The sequence below is a fragment of the Burkholderia sp. SR8 genome, from assembly GCF_052851275.1.
In genome coordinates this window covers 13,583-37,799 of the sequence record NZ_JAULUC010000008.1, presented here as the reverse complement: position 1 = coordinate 37,799, position 24,217 = coordinate 13,583, and the positions used below count along the sequence as shown (strand labels likewise).

Annotated in this window: 21 protein-coding genes; 9 read left to right on the top strand and 12 right to left on the bottom strand. The window is 66.3% G+C overall.

The features are described from left to right. Positions 1-175 precede the first annotated feature (175 nt). The gene (gene ispH, locus Q3A80_RS12330; RefSeq protein ID WP_006488968.1) at positions 176-1,156 is read right to left on the bottom strand and encodes a 4-hydroxy-3-methylbut-2-enyl diphosphate reductase; all 981 of its coding nucleotides are present in this window, start codon (positions 1,154-1,156) and stop codon (positions 176-178) included. A 2-nt stretch (positions 1,157-1,158) separates the two neighbouring features. Then, a complete protein-coding gene (locus Q3A80_RS12325; RefSeq protein ID WP_446329500.1) occupies positions 1,159-1,614 on the bottom strand; it encodes an FKBP-type peptidyl-prolyl cis-trans isomerase in 456 nt (151 codons plus the stop codon). Between the two features lie 135 nt (positions 1,615-1,749). Here Q3A80_RS12325 and radC point away from each other — a divergent pair, with 135 nt between their 5' ends. From radC to nadB, 4 genes are all read left to right on the top strand, one after another. After that, positions 1,750-2,526: a RadC family protein gene (gene radC, locus Q3A80_RS12320; RefSeq protein WP_446329285.1), complete on the top strand. Its 777-nt coding sequence runs from the start codon at positions 1,750-1,752 to the stop codon at positions 2,524-2,526. 238 nt (positions 2,527-2,764) lie between these two features. Further along, on the top strand, positions 2,765-2,998 hold the full coding sequence (gene rpmB, locus Q3A80_RS12315; RefSeq protein ID WP_004186391.1) for a 50S ribosomal protein L28: 234 nt from the start codon (positions 2,765-2,767) through the stop codon (positions 2,996-2,998). A 17-nt stretch (positions 2,999-3,015) separates the two neighbouring features. After that, the gene (gene rpmG, locus Q3A80_RS12310) at positions 3,016-3,183 is read left to right on the top strand and encodes a 50S ribosomal protein L33 (RefSeq protein WP_006478046.1); all 168 of its coding nucleotides are present in this window, start codon (positions 3,016-3,018) and stop codon (positions 3,181-3,183) included. Positions 3,184-3,341: 158 nt separating this feature from the next. Then, positions 3,342-4,928 carry an L-aspartate oxidase gene (gene nadB, locus Q3A80_RS12305; protein ID WP_124616865.1) on the top strand — a complete coding sequence of 529 codons (1,587 nt, stop codon included), beginning with the start codon at positions 3,342-3,344 and terminating at the stop codon, positions 4,926-4,928. 101 nt (positions 4,929-5,029) lie between these two features. On the opposite strand, the gene nadC is transcribed toward nadB, so the two are convergent. From nadC to purN, 6 genes are all read right to left on the bottom strand, one after another. Then, on the bottom strand, positions 5,030-5,911 hold the full coding sequence (gene nadC, locus Q3A80_RS12300; protein WP_446329284.1) for a carboxylating nicotinate-nucleotide diphosphorylase: 882 nt from the start codon (positions 5,909-5,911) through the stop codon (positions 5,030-5,032). After that, a complete protein-coding gene (nadA, locus tag Q3A80_RS12295; protein WP_446329283.1) occupies positions 5,908-7,044 on the bottom strand; it encodes a quinolinate synthase NadA in 1,137 nt (378 codons plus the stop codon). The genes nadC and nadA overlap by 4 nt, the downstream gene beginning before the upstream one ends. Before the next feature lie 455 nt (positions 7,045-7,499). Continuing rightward, on the bottom strand, positions 7,500-8,696 hold the full coding sequence (locus Q3A80_RS12290) for a DesA family fatty acid desaturase (protein WP_446329282.1): 1,197 nt from the start codon (positions 8,694-8,696) through the stop codon (positions 7,500-7,502). A gap of 265 nt (positions 8,697-8,961) precedes the next feature. Beyond that, the gene (locus Q3A80_RS12285) at positions 8,962-10,344 is read right to left on the bottom strand and encodes a mechanosensitive ion channel family protein (RefSeq protein WP_446329281.1); all 1,383 of its coding nucleotides are present in this window, start codon (positions 10,342-10,344) and stop codon (positions 8,962-8,964) included. Between the two features lie 18 nt (positions 10,345-10,362). Continuing rightward, complete coding sequence (locus tag Q3A80_RS12280; RefSeq protein WP_446329280.1) at positions 10,363-11,625, bottom strand: RsmB/NOP family class I SAM-dependent RNA methyltransferase; 1,263 nt, start codon at positions 11,623-11,625, stop codon at positions 10,363-10,365. Then, complete coding sequence (purN, locus tag Q3A80_RS12275; RefSeq protein ID WP_446329279.1) at positions 11,622-12,284, bottom strand: phosphoribosylglycinamide formyltransferase; 663 nt, start codon at positions 12,282-12,284, stop codon at positions 11,622-11,624. Before purN ends, Q3A80_RS12280 begins: the two co-directional genes overlap by 4 nt. A 122-nt stretch (positions 12,285-12,406) precedes the next feature. Between purN and Q3A80_RS12270 the strand changes: the two genes are divergently transcribed. From Q3A80_RS12270 to dut, 5 genes are all read left to right on the top strand, one after another. Then, entirely contained in the window at positions 12,407-13,399 is a 993-nt protein-coding gene (locus Q3A80_RS12270; RefSeq protein ID WP_446329278.1) for a bifunctional riboflavin kinase/FAD synthetase, read from the top strand. Between the two features lie 102 nt (positions 13,400-13,501). Further along, positions 13,502-16,339 carry an isoleucine--tRNA ligase gene (gene ileS / locus Q3A80_RS12265; RefSeq protein WP_446329277.1) on the top strand — a complete coding sequence of 946 codons (2,838 nt, stop codon included), beginning with the start codon at positions 13,502-13,504 and terminating at the stop codon, positions 16,337-16,339. 2 nt (positions 16,340-16,341) lie between these two features. Next, on the top strand, positions 16,342-16,842 hold the full coding sequence (lspA, locus tag Q3A80_RS12260) for a signal peptidase II (RefSeq protein ID WP_446329276.1): 501 nt from the start codon (positions 16,342-16,344) through the stop codon (positions 16,840-16,842). A gap of 67 nt (positions 16,843-16,909) precedes the next feature. Further along, positions 16,910-18,121, top strand: a complete 1,212-nt coding sequence (gene coaBC, locus Q3A80_RS12255) for a bifunctional phosphopantothenoylcysteine decarboxylase/phosphopantothenate--cysteine ligase CoaBC (protein WP_446329275.1) — start codon at positions 16,910-16,912, stop codon at positions 18,119-18,121. A gap of 55 nt (positions 18,122-18,176) precedes the next feature. Beyond that, a complete protein-coding gene (dut, locus tag Q3A80_RS12250) occupies positions 18,177-18,623 on the top strand; it encodes a dUTP diphosphatase (protein ID WP_057926079.1) in 447 nt (148 codons plus the stop codon). 54 nt (positions 18,624-18,677) lie between these two features. Here the strand turns inward: dut and Q3A80_RS12245 are convergent, their stop codons facing one another. The 4 genes from Q3A80_RS12245 to clpS form a co-directional block, all read right to left on the bottom strand. Next, on the bottom strand, positions 18,678-19,448 hold the full coding sequence (locus Q3A80_RS12245) for a COG4705 family protein (RefSeq protein WP_446329274.1): 771 nt from the start codon (positions 19,446-19,448) through the stop codon (positions 18,678-18,680). 145 nt (positions 19,449-19,593) lie between these two features. After that, positions 19,594-20,973, bottom strand: coding sequence for an amino acid permease (locus tag Q3A80_RS12240; protein WP_446329273.1), 1,380 nt, complete (start codon positions 20,971-20,973; stop codon positions 19,594-19,596). Positions 20,974-21,087: 114 nt separating this feature from the next. Beyond that, complete coding sequence (gene clpA, locus Q3A80_RS12235; RefSeq protein WP_446329272.1) at positions 21,088-23,388, bottom strand: ATP-dependent Clp protease ATP-binding subunit ClpA; 2,301 nt, start codon at positions 23,386-23,388, stop codon at positions 21,088-21,090. Then, a complete protein-coding gene (clpS, locus tag Q3A80_RS12230) occupies positions 23,385-23,699 on the bottom strand; it encodes an ATP-dependent Clp protease adapter ClpS (RefSeq protein WP_006398529.1) in 315 nt (104 codons plus the stop codon). Before clpS ends, clpA begins: the two co-directional genes overlap by 4 nt. Between the last annotated feature and the right edge of the window lie 518 nt (positions 23,700-24,217).

Sequence of the window (24,217 nt, the reverse complement as noted above, 5' to 3'; positions counted from 1 at the left end):
TCCTGATTCGATGGGGTTTTCCTGCATTGCAACCAATTTTGAGAGACGGTTGAGCGCGGATATAGCAACCGGGTTGCACCATTAATGTGAATAATGGTTGCGACCGCATTTTCGCAACGCAAAAAAAAGCGCGCCAGCAGGCGCGCTTCGGGGGTACCGCGGTGCGATGCGGCGATCAGGCGGCGGGCGGCAGGTTCAGCCCGCGCGGCAGCGGAAACGACACGTTTTCCTCGATGCCGTCGAGCGCGCGAACGTTGCGCACGCCGAGCTCGCGCAGCCGCGCGATCACGGCCTGGGCGAGCACCTCCGGCGCCGATGCGCCGGCCGTCACGCCGATGCGGCGCTTGCCGGCGACCCATGCCGGATCGATCTGGTCGGGCGCGTCGACCATGTACGCGGCCACGCCGCGCTTCTCGGCCACTTCGCGCAGCCGGCTCGAATTCGAGCTGTTCGGGCTGCCGACGACGATCACGACGTCGCACTGCGGCGCCATGAACTTCACCGCATCCTGGCGGTTCTGCGTCGCGTAGCAGATGTCCTGCTTCTTCGGCTCGCGGATCTTCGGATACTTGGCCTTCAGCGCGCCGATGATCTCGGCCGCATCGTCGACGGACAGCGTCGTCTGCGTGACGAGCGCGATCCGCTCGGGATCGGCGAGCTCGAGCTTCTGCACGTCCTCGACGCTTTCGACGAGATGCATGCCGCGCTCGACCTGGCCCATCGTGCCTTCGACTTCCGGGTGGCCCTTGTGGCCGATCATCACGATGTCGACGCCGTCCTGGCGCATCTTCGCCACTTCGACGTGCACCTTCGTGACGAGCGGGCAGGTCGCGTCGTAAATGCGCAGCCCGCGCACGTCCGCCTCGTCGCGCACGGCCTTCGACACGCCGTGCGCGCTGAAGATCACGGTGTTGCCGGCCGGCACTTCCTCGAGCTCCTCGACGAAGATCGCGCCTTTCTTCTTCAGGTCCTCGACCACGTACTTGTTGTGGACGATCTCGTGACGGACGTAGATCGGCGCGCCATGCATCGCGATCGCGCGCTCGACGATCTCGATCGCGCGATCGACCCCCGCGCAGAAGCCGCGCGGCTGGGCCAGCAGGATTTCGGCATCGGCGGCGACGGTCTGCCCGGACAGCGTATCGGTGGTGCTCATGATTACAGGATTCCGATGATTTTCACTTCGAACGTGAGCGCTTGGCCCGCGAGCGGATGATTGAAGTCGAACAGCGCCGAGGTTTCGCCGACTTCCTTCAGCACCCCGGCATAGCGGCCGCCGTCCGGCGCGTTGAACTCGATCAGGTCGCCGGGCGTGAAATCGTCGCCGACCATCCCGTTCTCGCGCAGCGTCGACAGCGTCACGCGCTGGAGCATGTCCGGATTGCGGGGACCGAACCCCTGCTCCGGCGTTAGCTGAAAAGTCGAATGGTCGCCGACCCGCAGCCCGAGCAGAATCTGTTCCAGCGAGGGCGCCAGCTGCCCGGCGCCGAGCAGCAGCGTGGCGGGCTTGTCGGAGAAGGTGTTGACGATGTCGGCGCCGTCGGCCAGTGCGAGCCGGTAATGCAGCGTCACATGGGAACCGGGCTTCACTTCGGATAGATCGATGATGCTCATGAATGACTCGTGTTCGTCGGCGCCCGAACTGGCCGAAAGGCCCGGCGCAAAGCCAATATTGTAAGTCACCTGAGCGCGCAAGGCTGAAAGTGCGACGACGTCGCGCACAAGGCCGCCGCCAATGGAGTTTCGATCATGCCGTCAATCTGCGTCGTCGCCCCGGCGACCGAATGTCGCGACGTCGCCGGCACCGCGGGCGCTCCGGCTCGTCGGGCCGGCTCCGGCTGGGCGCGCAAGCGGCGTCCGAAGAACTGGAAGCCGCATCTGCCGCGCGAGCGGCTGCTGGAACGCGGGCCCGGCGCACTGACCGACGCCGAGCTGGTCGCGCTGCTGCTCGGCACCGGCGGCGGCGGCCGCGACGTGTTCGATAGCGCCCGCGCGCTGCTCGCGCGCTTCGGCGACTCGCTGCGCGACATGCTCGATGCGGAGCCGGCCGTGTTCGCCACGCACCCTGGCATCGGCGCCGCGCGCTCGGCGGTGCTGATCGCCGTGACCGAGATCGCGCGGCGCGCGCTGGTCGAGAAGGCGCGCGAACGGATGCAGATCGACTCGCCGGGCGCGGTGGAGGACTATCTGCGGCTGCGGATCGGCAAGCGTCCGTACGAAGTGTTCGTCACGCTGTACCTCGACGCGCGCCACGGCCTGATCGACGTGGAGGAAAGCGCGCGCGGCTCGCTCACGCGGATGGCCGTGTATCCGCGCGAGATCGTGCGGCGCGCGCTCATGCTCAATGCCGCGTCGCTGATCATCGCGCACAACCACCCGTCGGGCGCCGTGCAGCCGAGCGCGGAAGACCGCCGGCTCACGCGCGTGCTGCGCGAAGCGCTCACGCTCGTCGACGCGAAGCTGCTCGATCACGTCGTCGTCGGCACCGCCGATACATTTTCGTTCGCGCGCGCCGGTTGGCTGTAGACTGTGGCCCGGCGACCCGCCCGTGGGGCGCCGCAACGACGAAGCGAAATTGGGTTTGATTTTTCTGAACTTTTTCTGCTAGAATCGTCGTCTGTCTTTTTTCCAACCAGTTCTAGCCATCGAAGGGCCTTGTCTGTATGGGCTTCGGCGTTCTGAGTGCAGCCATGGATCACGTGGCGGTACGATGGAACCTTCATCGGCGATCGAACCCCGAATTTAGCGTATTAGGAGTGCTCTCATGGCACGCGTATGCCAAGTAACTGGGAAAGCGCCGATGAGCGGCAACAACGTTTCCCACGCCAACAACAAGACGAAGCGCCGCTTCCTGCCGAACCTGCAAAACCGCCGGTTCTGGGTGGAGAGCGAAAACCGCTGGGTGCGTCTGCGCGTCTCGAACGCCGGCTTGCGCCTGATCGACAAGAACGGCATCGATTCCGTGCTCGCTGACCTGCGCGCACGCGGCGAAGCCTAAGCCCAAGGAGCACAATCATGGCAAAAGGCGCACGCGACAAGATCAAGCTCGAGTCGACCGCTGGTACGGGTCACTTCTACACGACCACGAAGAACAAGCGCAACATGCCGGAAAAGATGGCGATCAAGAAGTTCGATCCCGTCGTCCGCAAGCATGTGGAATACAAAGAAACCAAGATCAAGTAATCTCCGGTGTCTGCCAGCCTGACGGCGACCGAAAAGCCCCGCACATGCGGGGCTTTTTGTTTTGCGCGCACGCGCGGGCCCGACGCGGTATGCTCTCCCCTTTCCGCGGCGACGGCCGACGGAACGCAAGATCAAAAGCGTAACGATGGAGATGCAGCATGAAATTCGACGTGGCGATCGTCGGCAGCGGCCTGGCAGGGCTGTCGGTCGCACTCAACCTGGCCAGCACGCGACGTGTCGCGCTGATCGCGAAACGTTCGATGATGGAGGGGGCGAGCGATAACGCGCAGGGCGGCATCGCGGCCGTGCTCGATTCGGCGGACAGCATCGAGAACCACGTCGACGACACACTGGTAGCCGGCGGCGGGCTGTGCGACGAAGGCGCGACGCGCTACATCGTCGAACACGGCCGCGAAGCGATCGAATGGCTGATCTCCCAGGGCGTGCCGTTCACGAAGGACGACGCCGCCGAACTCGGCTTCCATCTGACGCGCGAAGGCGGCCACAGCCACCGCCGGATCATCCACGCGGCCGACGCGACCGGCCATGCCGTGCTCGCGACGCTGTCCGACCGCGCGCGCCAGCATCCGAACATCACGTTCTTCGAGAACCACCACGCGATCGACCTGATCACGTCCGACCGGCTCGGCCTGCCCGGCCGCCGCTGTCACGGGCTGTATGCGCTCGACGTCGACAACGATCGCACGATCACGATCGAGGCGCCGCACACGGTGCTCGCGACCGGCGGCGCCGGCAAGGTCTACCTGTACACGACGAACCCCGACACCGCGACCGGCGACGGCATCGCGATGGCGTGGCGCGCGGGCTGCCGCGTGTCGAACATGGAATTCATCCAGTTCCACCCGACCTGCCTGTTCCATCCGTATGCGAAGTCGTTCCTGATTTCGGAGGCCGTGCGCGGCGAAGGCGGCTTGCTGAAGCTGCCGGACGGCACGCGCTTCATGCCCGCGCACGATCCGCGCGCCGAACTCGCCCCGCGCGACATCGTCGCGCGTGCGATCGACTTCGAGATCAAGAAGCGCGGGATCGACTGCGTGTATCTCGACATCAGCCATCAGCCGGAAGCGTTCCTGCGCGAACACTTTCCGACGATTCACGCGCGCTGCCTCGAATTCGGCATCGACATCGCGAAGCAGCCGATTCCGGTCGTGCCGGCTGCGCACTACACGTGCGGCGGCGTCGTCACCGATCTCGCGGGGCGCACCGACCTCGCGGGCCTGTATGCGGTCGGCGAGACGTCGTACACCGGGCTGCACGGCGCGAACCGGCTCGCGAGCAACTCGCTGCTCGAATGCCTGGTGATCGGCCGCGCGGCCGCCGAGGCGATCGAGGCGGCCGGCTTCGACGCCGAAACGCCGGCGACGCTGCCCGCGTGGGACGAAAGCCGCGTGTCGGATGCGGACGAGGAAGTCGTCGTCGCGCACAACTGGGACGAGTTGCGCCGGCTGATGTGGAACTACGTCGGCATCGTGCGTACCGACAAGCGTCTCGAGCGCGCGAAGCACCGGCTGTCGCTGCTGCGCGACGAGATCCACGAGTACTACGCGAACTTCCGCGTGACGCGCGACCTGCTGGAACTGCGCAACCTCGTCGACGTCGCGACGCTGATCGTGAAGAGCGCGTACTCGCGCCGCGAAAGTCGCGGGCTGCACTACAGCCGCGACTGGCCGCACACGCTGCCGAAGGCGCTGCCGAGCGTACTCACGCCGCGCTCGCGCCGCTGACCGGTATGCCCTTCGCGGCTACCGCCGGGAAATGAAAAAGCCGCTGGCGTTTTGCGCGCCAGCGGCTTTTTTCGTCAGACGGTACGAAGTACGTCTCGCAATCAGTCGACGATCCGCATCGAGTAGTCGGTCGCGCGCACGTCCTTCGTCAGCGCGCCGATCGAGATGCGGTCGACGCCCGTTTCCGCGAACGTGCGCACCGTATCGAAATTGACGCCGCCCGACACTTCGAGCACGGCCTTGCCGGCCGCGACGCGCACCGCTTCGCGCATCATGTCCAGCGTGAAGTTGTCGAGCAGCACCGACTGCGCGCCGTGCGCGAGCGCCGTGTCGAGCTGCGCGAGCGTCTCGACTTCGACCTGCACAGGCACGCCCGCTTCGAGCGCGAACGCCGCATCGAGCGCTTCGCCGACGCCGCCGGCGGCCGCGATGTGGTTTTCCTTGATCAGGATGCCGTCGTACAGCGCGAGACGCTGGTTCTCGCCGCCGCCGACCCGCACCGCGTACTTCTGCGCGAGCCGCAGCCCCGGCAGCGTCTTGCGCGTATCGAGAATCTTCGCGCGCGTGCCTTCGATGCGGTCGACATAACGGCGCGTCGCGCTCGCGACACCGGACAGCAGTTGCAGGAAGTTCAGCCCGTTACGCTCGGCCGTCAACAATGCACGCGCCGGCCCTTCGAGCTCGCAGACGGTCGAGTCCGCCGTCATCCGGTCGCCTTCGCGATAGCGCCATTGCACGACGATCGACGGGTCGATCCGTGCAACCACGGCTTCGAACCACGGCACGCCGCACAGCACCGCTTCCTCGCGCACGATGATGCGCGCGCGGCGCCGTTCGCCGTCCGGCACGAGACGCCCGGTCTGGTCGCCGGAGCCGACGTCTTCGGCGATTGCGTCGGCGACGTTGCGCGCGATCGCTTCGTCGAATGCCGCGCCATACTGTGCGCGGACGGCTTCGAACAGCGGAGAAACTGCAGTGGTCATGCGGCCCCCACGTTCGCGAACAGTTGCTGGTCGCGCTGCAGATCGCCGCTCGCCTGCACGCGCTTCTTGTGCGCCGCTGCGAAATCGAGCATCCGGTCGATCGGCACACGCGCACGCACGCCGATCGCGGGATCGACGGAGATCTCGTTGTGACCGCGCTCGAGCACGTCGGCGAGGTTCGCGAGGCCGTTCATCGCCATCCAAGGGCAGTGCGCGCAGCTCTTGCAGGTCGCGCTGTTGCCGGCGGTCGGCGCGGCGATGAAGGTCTTGCCGGGCGCCGCGAGCTGCATCTTGTGCAGGATGCCGAGGTCGGTCGCGACGATGAAGTGCGTCGCGTCGAACTTCACGGCTGCGTCGATCAGCTGCGTGGTCGAGCCGACGACGTCCGCCTGCGCGACGACGTTTTCCGGCGACTCGGGGTGCACGAGCACCTTCGCGTCCGGGTATTCGGCACGCAGCAGGTCGAGTTCGATGCCCTTGAATTCGTCGTGGACGAGACACGAGCCCTGCCACAGCAGCATGTCCGCGCCGGTCTTCTTCTGGATATAGCTGCCGAGATGGCGGTCCGGTGCCCAGATGATCTTTTCGCCGCGCGCGTGCAGGTCGGCGACGATCTCGAGGCCGATCGACGACGTGACCATCCAGTCCGCGCGCGCCTTCACGGCGGCGCTGGTATTCGCGTAGACGACGACGGTGCGGTCCGGATGGGCGTCGCAGAACGCGGAGAATTCGTCGACCGGGCAGCCGAGATCGAGCGAGCAGGTCGCATCGAGATCGGGCATCAGCACGCGCTTGCCGGGGCTCAGGATCTTCGCGGTTTCGCCCATGAAGCGCACGCCGGCGACGACGAGTGTCTGCGCGTCGTGGTCGCGGCCGAAGCGGGCCATTTCGAGCGAGTCGGCGACACAGCCGCCGGTTTCGTCGGCGAGTTCCTGCAGCTCGGCATCGACATAGTAGTGAGCGACGAGCACGGCCTTCTCACGGGCGAGCAGTGCCTTGATGCGCGCCTTCAGGGCGGCGCGTTCTTCGGCGGACGGTGCATCGGGCACCTTGGCCCATGCTTGCCCGACGCTACAGACGGTCCCTGCCGAGACCGGCCGGTCGTACTCGACGGATTTGATCGTCGATTGCATCTCCATATCTCCTGTCGACCAGAGTTAGCGCTTTAGCGCTTACTCTGGCCCCATGCTTCGCGGTCGACCAGAGTTAGTGCTTTAGCACTTACCTGGGTCCCATGCTTCGCGGTCGACCCGAGTTAGTGCTTTAGCACTTACCTGGGTCCCATGCTTCGCGGTCGGTCCGAGGTGGCGCTTTAGCGCTTACTCGGACCCCGTGCTTCGCGGTCGACCCGAGCTAGCGCTTTAGCGCTTGCTCGAATCCCATGCTCCACGGTCGTTCCCGAGCCGGCGCGTCGGCGCTCACTTCCGGCCCCATCCCCTACGCTCGCCCGGGTGCGCCACGTCCGCACTGCCCCAAGCCTCATACGAATTCCGGCGCGTCCGGCCATCCTGCAAAAACCGGCCGCCCAAATGAAAAAACCCCGCCAACGCGGGGTTTGTGACGTCCTAAGATTCTAATCGATTTCGAATCAGGCGTAGCGGCGCAGGCGCGTCGCAAATTCCTGCAGCGCCTTGATACCGCTTTGTTCCGCGCGATGGCACCAATCCTGCAATTGCGCGAGCAGTTGTTCGCGCGACGCGGTCGAACGGTCCCAGATCGCGGCCAGATCCTGGCGCAACTGGAAGTACGTATGCAGCTTCTGACTGTTCGCGAAGATCTCGGGCAGCAGCTTCTTCTGCGGCTCGTCGAGGCCGTCGGCATCCTTGTGGAACCACTTGCGCGCACCGCGCATCAGCTGGTACTTCTCGCTCGAACCGAGCTCCTTCAGATGCGCGAGCTCCTGGCGGTACGCACGCTTCACGGCCTTGCCGTAGCGCGCCATCACTTCGTAGCGGTTCGACAGCACGGCCTGCAGCGTTTCCTGGTCGAGCACCGTCTTCGGCTTGTTCAGGCGCGGCGTCGGCGCAATCTTCTTCACTTTCGCCAGGCCGAACGCCGACATGATGCGGATGTACATCCAGCCGATGTCGAATTCGTACCACTTGTTCGACAGCTTCGCCGACGTCGCGAACGTGTGGTGGTTGTTGTGCAGCTCTTCGCCGCCGATCACGATGCCCCACGGGAACAGGTTCGTGCTCGCATCGGCCGAGTTGAAATTGCGGTAGCCCCAGAAGTGGCCGAAACCGTTCACGACCCCGGCGGCCCAGAACGGAATCCAGACCATCTGCACGGCCCACACGGTGAGGCCGAGCACGCCGAACAGCGCGACGTCGATCACCATCATCAGGCTCACGCCGAGGATCGGATACTTCGAGTACAGATTGCGCTCGATCCAGTCATTCGGCGTGCCGTGGCTGAACTTGCGCATCGTTTCCTCGTTCTTCGCTTCCGCGCGATACAGCTCGGCGCCTTCGAGGAACACCTTCCAGATGCCGCGCGTCTGCGGGCTGTGCGGATCTTCCTCGGTCTCGCACTTCGCGTGGTGCTTGCGATGGATCGCCGCCCACTGGCCGGTCAGCATGCCGGTCGTCATCCACAGCCACGCACGGAAGAAGTGGCTCGCGATCGGATGCAGCTCCAGCGCGCGGTGCGCCTGGCAGCGGTGCAGATAGACCGTCACGCCGATGATCGTGACATGCGTGACGGCCAGCGCGAACAGCGCGACCTGCCACCATGAAAAACGCAGAAGCCCGTGGGAAAGAAAATCGAGCAGGGAATTCAACAAGGCAGTTACCTGTGGTGAGAGCGACGCCGGCGCAGGCCGACGTCATAAAAATGAAAGCATACCGCGTGTAGACCGGAATTTTACTTCAACCGTTCCAAGTCTTTGTAAAAAATGAATATTTTCTTGTCTTGACGCAACCGGAGGAGTCCATCGGCGGACCGGGAGCGGCCCGCGATCCGGTTCTGGCCGCCAATGCCGCCAATCCAGCCCAGCCGGCCCGCTCGACCGCCCGACCGCCCGAACCGCTTGGGCGGGCAAACGGCCGCTACGCGGCCGATGCGCGGTCGTCCGCCGAGCCGTCGCCTGCCACCGGCACGCCCTCGGCCACCACGCCGGTCGCGGCAAAGCCCTCCGGCAGCCCGACCACGCGCACTTCGCGCTGCGGAAACGGGATCGAGATCCCGTGCTCGCCGAAGAGGCGCCAGATGTTGCGGTTCACCGCCGAACGCACGCCCGACGTGCCTTTCGCCGCGTCCTCGATCCAGAAGCCGAGCTCCAGGTCGATGCCGTCCGCGCCGAAACCGACGAGGTACGGGGTCGGCGCCGGCTCCTCCAGTACGCGCGGCACGCCGTTCGCGGCCTGGACGAGCAAGCCGAGCGCCTGCTCGACGTCGCTGGTATACGCAACCTGCACGGCGACCTTCGCGTAGCCGCGCGTCAGGTACGACGACTGGTTCTGAACGACGTCGGTGATCAGCTTCTCGTTCGGGATCAGCGTCTCGTTGCCGTCGAGGCCGCGCACGACCGTGTAGCGCGTGCGGATCTGCGTGACGACACCCTGCAGCCCGCCGACGCTGATCGCGTCGCCGAGCCGCAGCGAGCGGTCGAGCAGGATGATGAAGCCCGACACGTAGTTGCTCGCAATCTTCTGCAGGCCGAAGCCGAGGCCGACACCGACCGCGCCGCCGAACACGCCGAGCACCGTCACGTCGATGCCGACCAGCGACAGCCCGATCAGGATCGCCGCAAACACCAGCAGCGCACGGCCGACGCGCGACAGCACGACCTTCAGGTTCGCGTCGAGCGTGGTGGCGCGCGTCAGCCGCTCCTCGAGCACCGAGCCGAGCCACATCGCGACCATCAGCGTCACGCATACCCACAGCGCGCCGGAAATCACCGACAGCAGCGTCAGGTGCGCATTGGCGACGCGAAACTGCACGCTGTCGAGCCAGCCGAGCACGTCGCGCTGGATCCCGAGCACGGTCAGCACCATCGCGACCCACACGACGGTCGACACGATCTTCTCGACGATCGACAGCCATGCATGCGTGTGCCCGTCGCGCGCGAACACGCGCCGCGCAAAGAAGAACAGCACGTAGATCAGCCCGATGCCGAACAGCGGCACCAGCGCGAGCGACAGCAGCGACGTCGACATGAACGGATCGAACGCGAGCTGCGCGACCCCGACGAACACGCCGCCGAACAGCGGAAACAACGCGCGCTTCAGGCTTTGCGCACCCGCGCCGGGCGCGCGGCCGGCCGCCCGGCGGCGCGCGTCGATGCGGCCGTGCACGAAGCGCGCGGCCACCCACGCGAAGCACAGCGCGCCGACGAGGATCGCCGCCTGCCAGATCATCACCGGCTGGTGGAAATCGCGGATCACCGATGCCAGCCGGTGCGACAGCAGGCGGCTCTGCAGATTCTCCATCGTCCGTCCCGGCTGCCGTTACTGCGCGCGCCGTTCGAGCACCGCGGCGAAGAAGCCGTCGGTGGCATGGCGGTGCGGCCACAGCGACAGGTAGTCGCCGGTCTCGAGCTCGATGCGCTGATCGGCCAGCACCTTCTGCGCGGGCACCAGCACGAACTCCGGGTGATCGGCGAGGAACTGCTCGACGATCGCCTCGTTTTCCGCGTCGAGCACGCTGCAGGTCGCGTACACGAGCCGGCCGCCCTTCTTCACGAGACGCGCGGCGCTCGCGAGGATCGACGCCTGCTTCGGCACAAGCTCGTCGATCGACGTGCGCGTCTGGCGCCACTTCAGGTCGGGGTTGCGGCGCAGCGTGCCGAGGCCGCTGCACGGCGCGTCTACCAGCACGCGGTCGATCTTGCCGGCGAGCCGCTTGATCTTCGCGTCGTGTTCGCTGTCGATCAGCACCGGGTTCACGTTCGACAGCCCGCTGCGCGCGAGGCGCGGCTTGAGCTTCGCGAGCCGCTTTTCGGATACGTCGAACGCGTAGAGGCGCCCGGTCGAGCGCATCATCGCGCCGAGCGCGAGCGTCTTGCCGCCCGCGCCCGCGCAGAAATCGACGACCATCTCGCCGCGGCGCGGCGCGACCAGCGAGCACAGCAGCTGGCTGCCCTCGTCCTGCACCTCGATCTGGCCTTCTTCGAACAGCTTCAGGCGCGTGAGCGCCGGCTTGCCGACCACGCGCACGCCGTTCGGCGCGAACGGCGTTGCGCCCGCATCGATGCCGTTCGCACGCAGCGCGTCGATCACCTGGTCGCGCGTCGCCTTCTGCACGTTCGCGCGCAGGTCGAGCGGCGCCGGATAGTTCAGCGCGGCGGCGAGCTGCGCGAGTTCTTCCGCGTCGAACCGAGCCGACAGCGCCTGGCAGATCCAGTCGGGCAGGTTCGTGCGCACGCGCACCGGCAGGCTCGCCGGGTCGATCTTCGACACGTGCTCGAGCCATGCGGCTTCGGTATCGGACACGAACGGCTTCAACGCGTTGCGGCCGAGCGTCTGCATCAGGCCGAGCAGCGTGAGGCGGCGCGCGGGGCTGCCCGTGCCGCTCTCGGCGAGGTGCGAAAACTCCATCTTCCGGCGCAGCACCGCGAACACCGCCTCGGCGATCACGCCGCGCTCCGCATGGCCCAGCTTCGGATGCGCGCGGAAGAACCGGCTCGTCGTCGCGTCGGCCGGGCCGGCGAACTTCAGCACCTCGGCGAGCAGGGTTTCGGTCTGGCCAATCAGGAATCCGTGCAGCTTCATACGCCCTCGTTCGTTTCGGTTTGCGGTTGATCCGCGAAAATCCAGCGCGCCTCTTCCGGCGCGACCACTGCGCGGCCGTTCTCGAGGCGCAGACGCCCTTCGACGAACCAGCGCACCGCGCGCGGATACAGCACGTGCTCGATCGTCAGCACGCGCTGCGCGAGCGCGGCCGCGTCGTCGCCCGCGCGCACGGGCACCGCGCCCTGCGCGACGATCGCGCCGCTGTCGAGTTCGGGGATCACGAAATGCACGCTCGCGCCATGCAGCGCGACGCCGGCATCCAGCGCCTGCTGGTGCGTGTGGATGCCCTTGAAGCTCGGCAGCAGCGACGGGTGGATGTTCAGCAAGCGACCCTCGTATCGTCTGACGAATTCGGGCGTGAGGATGCGCATGAAGCCGGCGAGCACCACCAGGTCGGGCGCGAAGCGGTCGATCTCGGCGGCGAGCGCCGCGTCGAAGGTGTCGCGGCCATCGAACGTGCGATGGTCGACCACCGCGGTCGCCACCCCGTGCGACGCGGCAAAAGCCAGGCCGGCCGCGTCGGGCCGGTTGGCGATCACGGCAGCGACCTCGGCCGGCCAGCGTTCCTGCGCGCACGCGCGGACGATGGCCTCCATGTTGCTGCCGCGACCGGAAATCAGGATCACGAGTTTTTTCATCCGCGAATTTTACCATTCGCCCCCGCGTTTCCCGCCTTCTCGGCCGCCGGGCCGCCCGAACGTTTATAATCTTCTGCTTTGCGGCATCCCACCGCCCATTCCCCGACGCTGCATCCGCTATCGTGAAAGTCTTCCGCGGCCTGCCCAACGCCGAGAGCCGCGCGCCGTGCGCGCTGACGATCGGCAACTTCGACGGTGTCCATCGCGGTCACCAGGCCCTGCTCGCGCGCGTGCGCGCGGCAGCGGACGCGCGCGGCCTGCCCGTGTGCGTGATGACGTTCGAGCCGCACCCGCGCGAATTCTTCAACCCGGCCGGCGCGCCGCCGCGCATCGCGATGCTGCGCGACAAGCTCGAAGCGCTGCGCGACCACGGGGTCGACCGCGTCGTCGTCGAGCACTTCAACCACACGTTCGCGAGCCAGTCGCCGCAGGCGTTCGTCGAACGCACGCTGGTCGGCGGGCTGCACACGCGCTGGATGATGGTCGGCGACGATTTCTGCTACGGCGCGAAGCGCGCGGGCACGTTCGACACGCTGAAGGCGGCCGGCGAGCAGTACGGCTTCGAAGTCGAGCAGATGGGCACGGTCGCCGGCAGCGACGGCACGCGCATCTCCAGCTCCGGCGTGCGCGCGGCGCTCGCCGCGGGCGATCTCGACGCGGCCGCGCAGGCGCTCGGCCACGGCTACCTGATCAGCGGCCACGTCGCGCACGGGCTGAAGCTCGGCCGCGACCTCGGCTTCCCGACGCTGAACCTGCCGATCGCGCACAAGCGGCCGGCGCTCGCGGGCATCTTCGTCGTGCAGGTGCACGGCCTCGGGCCCACCCCGCTGCCCGGCGTCGCGAGCCTCGGGCTGCGCCCCACCGTCGACGATTCCGGCCGCGTGCTGCTCGAAGTCCACCTGCTCGACTGGCACGGCGACGCATACGGCAAGCTGATCCGCGTCGAATTCCTGAAGAAGCTGCGCGACGAGGCGAAGTTCGACGATCTCGAAGCGCTGTCGCGCGCGATCGCGCTCGACGTCGCGAACGCGCGCGCGTACTTCGCCGAGCGCGACCGTGCGCCGGGCAGCAGCGCGACCGGCTTCTCGACGTCGGCGACCGACCGAATTAGCTGATCCGGCCGGCGGCGCGCCGCGCCGCACGTTCGCGCCGCCGCCGCGCGCGCATCCCCGATTCACGACGCACGAGCGTCCCCCGATTTAGATAGCGATCCCATCATGAGCAACAAGAAAGCCGATTCGAAACCGCAGGCCAAGTATCCGGTCAACCTGCTCGACACGCCGTTCCCGATGCGCGGCGACCTGCCCAAGCGCGAGCCGCAGTGGGTCAAGGAGTGGGAAGAGCGCGGCATCTACGAGAAGATCCGCGCGGCCAGCAAGGGCCGGCCGAAGTTCATCCTGCACGACGGCCCTCCGTATGCGAACGGCGACATCCACCTCGGTCATGCGGTCAACAAGATCCTGAAGGACATCGTCGTCAAGTCGCGCAACATGGCCGGCTTCGACGCGCCGTACGTGCCGGGCTGGGATTGCCACGGGATGCCGATCGAGATCCAGATCGAGAAGCAGTTCGGCAAGTCGCTGCCGGCCGCCGAAGTGATGAGCAAGGCGCGCGCGTACGCGACCGAGCAGATCGAGAAGCAGAAGGTCGGCTTCAAGCGTCTCGGCGTGCTCGGCGACTGGGCGAATCCGTACAAGACGATGAACTTCGTGAACGAGGCGGAAGAAATCCGCGCGCTCGGCAAGATCATCGAGAAGGGCTACGTGTATCGCGGGCTGAAGCCGGTGAACTGGTGCTTCGACTGCGGCTCGGCGCTCGCCGAGGCGGAAGTCGAGTACAAGGACCGCACCGATCCGACGATCGACGTGATGTTCGCGATCGCGGAACCGGAAAAGACCGCGCAGGCGTTCGGCCTGCCGGCGCTGCCGCGCGCCGACGGCGGCATCGTGATCTGGACCACCACGCCGTGGACGATTCCCGCGAACCAGGCGCTGAACCTCCATCCGGAAATCGTGTACGCGCTGGTCGACACCGAGCGCGGGCTGCTGATCATCGCGGAAGAACGCGTCGAAGCCTGCATGACCGACTTCAAGCTGACCGGCCGCGTGGTCGCGACCGCGCCGGGCGTGAAGCTCGCGAACCTGCGCTTCCACCACCCGCTCGCATCGGCCCACCCCGGCTACAAGCGCACCGCGCCCGTCTATCTCGGCGACTACGTGACGACCGACACGGGTACCGGCGTCGTGCACTCGTCGCCCGCGTACGGTATCGAAGACTTCATGTCGTGCAAGGCGCACGGGATGACCGATTCCGACTTCATCAACCCGGTGATGGGCGACGGCCGCTACATCGAATCGCTGCCGCTGTTCGGCGGCCTGTCGATCTGGGACGCGAACCCGAAGATCGTCGACGCATTGAACGCGGCCGGCTCGCTGCTGCGCAGCGAGAAGTACACGCACAGCTACATGCACTGCTGGCGCCACAAGACGCCGATCATCTACCGCGCGACGTCGCAATGGTTCGCCGGCATGGACGTGAAGCCGCGCGACGGCGGCAGGACGCTGCGCGAAACCGCGCTCGAAGGCGTCGACGCAACCGCGTTCTACCCGTCGTGGGGCAAGCAGCGCCTGTTCAGCATGATCGCGAACCGTCCGGACTGGACGCTGTCGCGCCAGCGCCAGTGGGGCGTGCCGATGGCGTTCTTCGTGCACAAGGAAACCGGCGAGCTGCACCCGCGCACGCTCGAACTGCTCGAGGAAGTCGCGAAGCGCGTCGAGCAGTCGGGCATCGAGGCGTGGCAGTCGCTCGATCCGCGCGAGCTGATCGGCGACGACGCGAACATGTACGAAAAGAACCGCGACACGCTCGACGTGTGGTTCGACTCGGGCACCACGCACTGGCACGTGCTGCGCGGCTCGCACAAGGATCAGCTGCAGTTCCCCGCCGACCTGTACCTCGAAGGCTCGGACCAGCACCGCGGCTGGTTCCACTCGTCGCTGCTGACCGCGTCGATGATCGACGGCCGCGCGCCGTACAAGGGCCTGCTCACGCACGGCTTCACGGTCGACGGCGAAGGCCGCAAGATGAGCAAGTCGCTCGGCAACGGCATCGACCCGCATGAAGTCGCAAACCGCCTCGGCGCGGAGATCATCCGGCTGTGGATCGCATCGACCGACTATTCGGGCGAGCTCGCGATCTCCGAGGAAATCCTGAAGCGCGTGACGGAAGGCTATCGCCGCATCCGCAACACGCTGCGCTTCCTGCTCGCGAACCTGTCGGACTTCGATTTCGCGCAGCACGCGGTGCCGGTCGACGAATGGCTGGAGATAGACCGTTACGCGGTCGCGTTCTCCGCGCAGTTGCAGACGGAACTGCTCGGCCACTACGAGAAGTACGAATTCCACCCGGTCGTCGCGAAGCTGCAGACGTACTGCTCGGAAGATCTCGGCGGCTTCTATCTCGACGTGCTGAAGGATCGCCTGTACACGAGCGCGCCCGATTCGCGCGCGCGCCGCTCCGCACAGACCGCGCTGTACCACCTGACGCACGGGCTGCTGCGCGTGCTCGCGCCGTTCCTGTCGTTCACCGCGGAAGAAGCATGGAAGGTGTTCCAGCCGGCCAGCGACACCGTGTTCACGGAAACCTACTACGCGTATCCGGAAGTGGCCGGCTCGGCCGCGCTGATCGACAAGTGGGCGCTGCTGCGCGAAGTGCGCGGCAACGTGACGAAGGCGCTCGAGGAAGCGCGCACCGCGAACCGCATCGGTTCGTCGCTGCAGGCCGAAGTGGCCGTGCATGCGAGCGGCGCGCGCTACGATGCGCTGACGAGCCTCGGCGACGACCTGAAGTTCGTGCTGATCACGTCGGCGGCGACGGTCGTGAAGGTCGACGACGAAGCGCAGGAAAGCGTCGACGTGGCCGCGTCGAAGTACCAGAAGTGCGAACGCTGCTGGCACTATCGCGAGGACGTCGGCGCGCACGCCGATCATCCGACGCTGTGCGGCCGCTGCTTCTCCAACCTGTTTGAAAACGGCGAAATCCGGAGCGCTGCTTGACCATGGCGAAAACCCTGTCGAAACCGGCCAGCGGCGCGCTCGCGCCCTGGCTCGGCATTTCGCTGATCGTGATCCTGTTCGACCAGTTGTCGAAGATCGCGATCCTCAAAACGTTCGCGTACGGCGCGCAGCATGCGCTGACGTCGTTCTTCAACCTCGTGCTGGTGTACAACCGCGGCGCGGCGTTCGGTTTCCTGTCGACTGCGAGCGGTTGGCAGCGCTGGGCGTTCACCGCGCTCGGCATCGGCGCGACGCTCGTGATCTGCTACCTGCTGCGCCGTCACGGCCAGCAGCGGCTGTTCAGCCTGTCGCTCGCGCTGATCCTCGGCGGCGCGCTCGGCAACGTGATCGACCGGCTCGTCTACGGCCACGTGATCGATTTTCTCGATTTCCATCTCGGCGCGTGGCACTTCCCGGCGTTCAACCTCGCCGACTCCGCGATCACGGTCGGCGCGGTGCTGCTGATCTACGACGAACTGCGTCGCGTGCGCGGCGCGCGCTGAGCGCGCATACTCGGCGTCGACGGCCGGCTTCGCGCCGGCCGTTCCGTTTGACCCTTGGAGGCCTGAGTTGGCACACGCAGAACTCGCAGGAAAACACCTCGTTCTCGGCCTGACGGGCGGCATCGCCTGCTACAAGATCGCCGAGCTCACGCGGTTGCTCGTGAAGGCCGGCGCGACCGTGCAGGTTGCGATGACCGACGCCGCCACGCAGTTCATCACGCCCGTCACGATGCAGGCGCTGTCCGGCCGGCCCGTCTACACGAGTCAGTGGGACGCGCGCGTCGGCAACAACATGGCGCACATCGACCTGTCGCGCGAAGCCGACGCGATCGTGATCGCGCCCGCGTCGACGGACTTCCTCGCGAAGCTCGCGCACGGGTTAGCCGACGACCTGCTGTCGACGCTGTGCGTCGCACGCGACTGTCCGCTGCTCGTCGTGCCGGCGATGAACCGCCAGATGTGGCAGAACCCGGCCACGCAACGCAATGCCGCGCAGCTGCGCGCCGACGGCGTGTCGGTGCTCGGGCCCGATTCGGGCGCGCAGGCGTGCGGCGAGGTCGGCGACGGCCGGATGCTCGAACCCGAAGCGATCTACGAAGCGATCGTCGCGCACTTCGCGCCGAAGGTGCTCGCGCACCGCCGCGTGCTGATCACGGCCGGGCCGACGTTCGAGCCGCTCGATCCGGTGCGCGGCCTCACGAACCGTTCGAGCGGCAAGATGGGCTTCGCGCTCGCACGCGCCGCGCAGCAGGCCGGCGCCGACGTGCATCTCGTGGCCGGGCCGGTCGCGCTCGACACGCCGTGGGGCGTGTACCGCCAGGACGTGCAGACCGCGCAGCAGATGTACGACGCGGTCATGCATGCGGTGTCCGATGCGGACATCTTCATCGCGGTCGCCGCGGTGGCCGACTGGCGCGTCGAGCAGCCGGCCGAGCACAAGATGAAAAAGACGGCCGACCGCAAGATGCCGGCGCTCGCGTTCGTCGAGAACCCCGATATCCTCGCGTCGGTCGCGGCGCTGCCCGATCCGCCGTTCTGCGTCGGCTTCGCGGCCGAAAGCGGCGACCTCGACGTGCACGGCGACGAGAAGCGCAAGCGCAAGAACGTGCCGCTGCTCGTCGGCAACCTCGGCCCGCTGACGTTCGGCCGCGACGACAACGAAGTCGTGCTGTTCGAAGCGGCCGGCCTCACGCGCCTGCCGCGCGCGCCGAAGGACGAACTCGCGCATGCGCTCGTGACCGAAATCGCGAAGCGCCTGCCCGACAACCGCCTGATCTGATCCGTTGCGCGGCAGCACGCGCCACCGCGCCCTTTCCGACCGATTCGACGACCGCATGAAACTCGACCTGAAGATCCTCGACGCGCGCATGCGCGACTACCTGCCCGCTTACGCGACCACCGGCAGCGCCGGCCTCGACCTGCGCGCATGTCTCGACGCGCCCGTCACGCTGCAGCCCGGCGAAACGACGCTGGTGCCGACGGGCCTCGCGATCCATCTCGCCGACCCCGGCTATGCAGCGCTGATCCTGCCGCGCTCCGGCCTCGGCCACAAGCACGGAATCGTGCTCGGCAACCTGGTCGGCCTGATCGATTCCGACTACCAGGGCCAGCTGATGGTGTCCACGTGGAACCGCGGCCAGACCGAGTTCGTGCTGAACCCGTTCGAACGCCTCGCTCAGCTCGTGATCGTGCCGGTCGTGCAGGCGCAGTTCAACATCGTCGACGACTTCGCGCAGAGCGATCGCGGCGAAGGCGGCTTCGGCAGCACCGGCCGTCACTGAACGGCACAGCGCAAGAAAGGGGCCTCGCGGCCCCTTTCTGCTTTCCGTGTCGGCTCACCGATCGGCCGTCTGCGCGACGCGCGCCGGCACGAGCTCGCGTCGCCGCGCCTGCACGACGGTCGCGTAGATCACCATCGCGACCAGAACGCCGAGCAGCACCGCCGACGAACCGACCGTACCGAGGGCAAGCCCGCCCTTCGCGACCGGCTTCGTCAGCAGATCGCCGACCGTCGCGCCGAACGGACGCGTGAGCACGAACGCCGCCCAGAACAGCAGCACGCCGGAAATGCGCGTGAAATAGTGCGCGAGCACGATCACCGCAAGCAGCCCGCCGATCAGCAGCGCGCCGCCGCCGAAGCCGAGGCCCGAGCTGTCCGCGAGGAAATCGCCGAGCGCGGTGCCGAGCGTGTTCGAGAACAGGATCGCGATCCAGTACAGCAGCTCGACCTTGCGCGTGCGGATCAGGTCGACCGACAGCGATTCGCCGCTCAGGCGCCACACCGCGAAGATACCCAGCAGGATCGCGACGAGGATCGACGCGCCGGCTGCGTAGCCGAGGCCGAGCGTGCGGTCCATGAAATCGGACATCGTCGTGCCGGCCGTGCTGGTCGCGACGATCACGGCCCAGTAGATCGCCGGGCGATAGCCGTGGGTCCGGAGCTGCGCGCCGAGCGTCACGAGAAAGAAACCGAACAGCAGGATCGAGCTGACCGCGTATCCGACGTTCAGCGTCATCGACAGCAGGTCGCCGCCGGTTTCGCCGAGCGTCGTCGCGCAGATCTTCATGATCCAGAACGCGAGCGTGATTTCGGGAAGTTTGTTCATTCGAACCCCTTTTACAGGAAAGCCGCGGGCCGGCAACGGCCGCCCCGCAATACGGACAGGTTCGAATGTAGCCGCCGCCGGCTTAACGCAACCTTAGCGGTGTCGAAAACGCCACGATTGCCGCCGCACGGCGGTCGCCGGCCCGTCAGCGCGCGTGTTCGTGCCGGTAATGCAGCGCGTACGCGAGCGTCAGCAGCACGATGAACACGACGCCGACCACCATCGTCATCCGGAACTCGCGCGTGAATGCGGTCGTGAGCAGGATCGCGCCGACGAGCGCGGCGCCGAGCAGGCTGCCGAACGGGTGCCCCCACATCCGGAACGCGAGCGCCGGGCCGCTGTAGCGCGCGCGGAACCGCAGGTGCGTGACGAAGATCATCAGCCACGTGAACAGCGCGCCGAACATCGCGATCGCCATCATCACGGTGAATGCGGTATCGGGCGACAGCGCGACCAGCACGGCCGCGACCGCGACGCCGCTCGTCGAGATCCACAGCGCCGCGCGCGGTACACCGTTGCTGCCGAGCCGGCCGAACACCGCCGGCGCGAGCCGCGCGCGCGACAGGCTGAACATCATCCGCGTCGTCACGTACAGCTGGCTGTTCATCGCCGACAACGCCGCGATCAGCAGCACGAAATTGATCACGCCGGCCGCATACGGCACGTGCGTCGCGGCCATCACCTTCACGAACGGGCTTTCGTCGGTGCCGGCCTGCGTCCACGGCACGATCGCGAGCATCAGCGCGAGCGTCAGCAGGTAGAACAGCACGAGCCGGAACACCGTCGAGCGGAACGCGCGCGTGACCGCGTGCTGCGGATCGCGCGCCTCGCCGGCCGCGATCGCGACCGCCTCGATGCTCATGTAGCTGAAAATTGCGACGATCACCGCGACCCAGGTACCCCATGGGCCTTTCGGCATGAAGCCGCCGTGCGCGGTGTAGTTCGCGAAGCCAATGCCGGAGGCCGCCGGCGCGGACCATACGAGATAGGCGCCGAGCACGATGAACACGACGATCGCCGCGATCTTCAGCAGCGAGAACGCGTATTCGATCGTGCCGTACAGCGTCACGCTCGCGAGGTTCACCGCGATCAGCAGCGCGGAGAAGCCGATCACCCAGTACCAGCCGGGCACGGCCGGGAACCAGTACTTCATGAACACGGCGATCGCGCTGATCTCGGTGCCGATCGCGAACACCACCGCGAACCAGTACGCATAACGCACCAGAAAGCCCGCGAGCGGACCGACGTAGTGCTCGGCATACGCGCCGAACGAGCCGGCCGTCGGATGCGCGACCGTCATTTCGGCCAGCGCGCCCATCAGCAGCAGCGCGATCAGCGCGCCGATCGCATACGAAACCAGTACGCTCGGGCCGGCGAGCCCGATCGCGAAGCCGCTGCCGAGGAACAGCCCCGTGCCGATCGCACCGCCGATCGCGATCATCGCCATCTGCCCGGACGTCAGCGCATGGCGCAACCCTTGTTCGCGCGCGACGATGTCGTCGAACGACCGTTGTTGTTGTGTCACTGCGTTACCACTCCCTTACCGCTGCCCTGCACCACCATCGCGCCGCCGGCGCCGGATAAAACGAAACGGCGCGGAGAACTTCCCGCGCCGTTCGCATGAACAACGAATTATCGCTTACTCGACTTCGACCGTCTCCTCGTTCGGCTTGTGCGGCGGGTTCGCCAGCTTGTCGAACGACAGCTGCACCTTGTCGCCCTCGTCGACGTCGACCGTCACATGGCCGCCGTTGAGCAGCTTGCCGAACAGCAGTTCGTCGGCCAGCGCGCGGCGGATCGTGTCCTGGATCAGCCGCTGCATCGGCCGCGCACCCATCAGCGGGTCGAAGCCGTGCTTCGCGAGATGCTTGCGCAGCGCGTCGGTGAAGAGCGCGTCGACCTTCTTCTCGTGCAGCTGCTCCTCGAGCTGGATCAGGAACTTGTCGACCACACGCATGATGATTTCCTCATCGAGCGAGCGGAAGCTGATGATCGCGTCCAGACGGTTGCGGAACTCCGGCGTGAACAGGCGCTTGATGTCGGTCATTTCGTCGCCGGTTTCGCGGCGCGTGGTGAACCCGATCGTCGCCTTCTGCATCGACTCGGCGCCCGCGTTCGTCGTCATGATGATGATGACGTTGCGGAAATCCGCCTTGCGGCCGTTGTTGTCCGTCAGCGTGCCGTGGTCCATCACCTGCAGCAGCACGTTGAAGATGTCCGGATGCGCCTTCTCGATTTCGTCGAGCAGCAGCACGCAGTGCGGCTTCTTCGTGACGGCTTCGGTCAGCAGGCCGCCCTGGTCGAACCCGACGTAGCCCGGCGGCGCGCCGATCAGCCGGCTCACCGCGTGACGCTCCATGTATTCCGACATGTCGAAGCGGATCAGCTCGATGCCGAGCGTGAACGCGAGTTGCCGCGCCACTTCGGTCTTGCCGACGCCGGTCGGGCCGGAGAACAGGAACGCGCCGATCGGCTTGTCCATCTTGCCGAGACCCGCGCGCGCCATCTTGATCGATGCGGCGAGCGCGTCGATCGCCGGGTCCTGGCCGAACACGACGCTCTTCAGGTCGCGATCGAGCGTCTGCAGCTTGCTGCGATCGTCCTGCGACACGCTCTGCGCCGGCACGCGCGCGATCTTCGAGATGATTTCCTCGATCTCGCTCTTGCCGATCGTCTTCTTCTGCTTCGACTTCGGCAGGATGCGCTGCGCGGCGCCTGCTTCGTCGATCACGTCGATCGCCTTGTCCGGCAGGTGCCGGTCGGTGATGAAGCGTGCCGACAGCTCGGCCGCGGCCGACAGCGCGCCCGACGAATACTTGACGCCGTGGTGCTCCTCGAAGCGCGACTTCAGCCCGCGCAGGATCGCGACCGTCTGCTCGACGGTCGGCTCCGTCACGTCGACCTTCTGGAAGCGCCGCGACAGCGCCGCGTCCTTCTCGAAGATGCCGCGATATTCGGTGAAGGTGGTCGCGCCGATGCACTTCAGCGTGCCCGACGACAGCGCCGGCTTCAGCAGGTTCGACGCGTCGAGCGTGCCGCCCGATGCGGCGCCCGCGCCGATCAGCGTGTGGATCTCGTCGATGAACAGGATCGCGTGCGGACGCTCCTTCAGCTCCTTCAGCACCGTCTTCAGACGCTGCTCGAAGTCGCCGCGATACTTGGTGCCCGCGAGCAGCGCGCCCATGTCGAGCGAGTACACCTGCGCATTCGCGAGGATGTCCGGCACTTCGCCGCGCGTGATCCGGTAGGCGAGCCCTTCCGCGATCGCGGTCTTGCCGACCCCGGCCTCGCCGACGAGCAGCGGATTGTTCTTGCGGCGGCGGCACAGCACCTGCACGACGCGCTCGACCTCCGGCTCGCGACCGATCAGCGGATCGATGCGGCCGTCCTTCGCCATCTGGTTCAGGTTCTGCGTGAACTGCGCGAGCGGCGTTTCCTTCTGCGCATTCGCGTCTTCGCTTTCCGCGTTCGAATCGGCCGACTTCGCGGCTTCGCCGCCGTTCGTCTTCGCGATGCCGTGCGAAATGAAGTTCACGACGTCGAGGCGCGTGACGCCCTGCTGCTGCAGGTAGTACACGGCATGCGAGTCCTTCTCGCCGAAGATCGCGACCAGCACGTTCGCGCCGGTGACTTCCTTCTTGCCGTTCGACGTCGACTGGACGTGCATGATCGCGCGCTGGATCACGCGCTGGAAACCGAGCGTCGGCTGGGTATCGACATCGTCGGTGCCCGGGACGGTAGGTGTGTTGTCGTGGATGAAATTGCGCAGGTTCTGACGCAGGTCCTCGATGTTTGCCGCGCACGCGCGCAACACCTCGGCTGCCGTGGGATTATCCAGCAGGGCGAGCAGCAGATGCTCGACCGTAATGAACTCATGGCGCGCCTGGCGTGCTTCCATGAACGCCATGTGCAGGCTGACTTCCAATTCCTGGGCAATCATGCTTCCTCCATCACGCACTGCAGCGGATGCCCGGCCTGCCGCGCATGGGTAACGACTTGCTCAACCTTGGTCGACGCGATGTCCCGCGTATAGACCCCACAAACCCCTCGCCCTTCGCGATGGACCTTCAGCATGATCTGCGTGGCCGTCTCGCGATCCTTCTTGAAATACTCCTGTACGACCATCACAACGAACTCCATCGGCGTGAAGTCGTCGTTCAGCAGCACCACCTTGTACATCGAAGGCGGCTTGAGCTTCTGCTGCTTGCGTTCCAGGACGGTGCTGTCCTGCTTGTCCGGGATAATCGCCATACACCCATTCTAAACAACTCGGACAGGCCCGCAATCCTGCCGTTACCCGACCGACCGGCCGGCCCCCTCCCTGGTTCCCGACGATGCGCGATCGTCTTCGTGCCATAGGAAAGCCGGCTGCGGTGCCGGCTTTCACGCGTGGCGCGGAACACGAACCGTCAGGGGGAAACCGCACCGGACCGTCGCATCCGCATCCAGTATCCCACAAGCCGGACGACTCGATCGCGTGTCACTCGAGCCTGGTATATGAGCCGATTATGCGACTTTTCAAGCCCGCGCGCTTGGCGGCATGCTGCACAGCAAAGCCGGAAAAACCCTGAAAATGGGTTCTTTACAACGTCCCTCCAGGCGTCTAAAAATTCCGCTTGACACTCAAATAAAGAGCGCCAACAATCAAGCTGGCACTTTTTTCAATTCGTCTGATGGCGAAATGAAAGAGGCCGAAGGTGAGCTTGTGAGGGGGGAACGGCTGTATTTTCCGGTCGTTTAGCTTTTCGAGCGTGCTCGTGGTAAGTAGC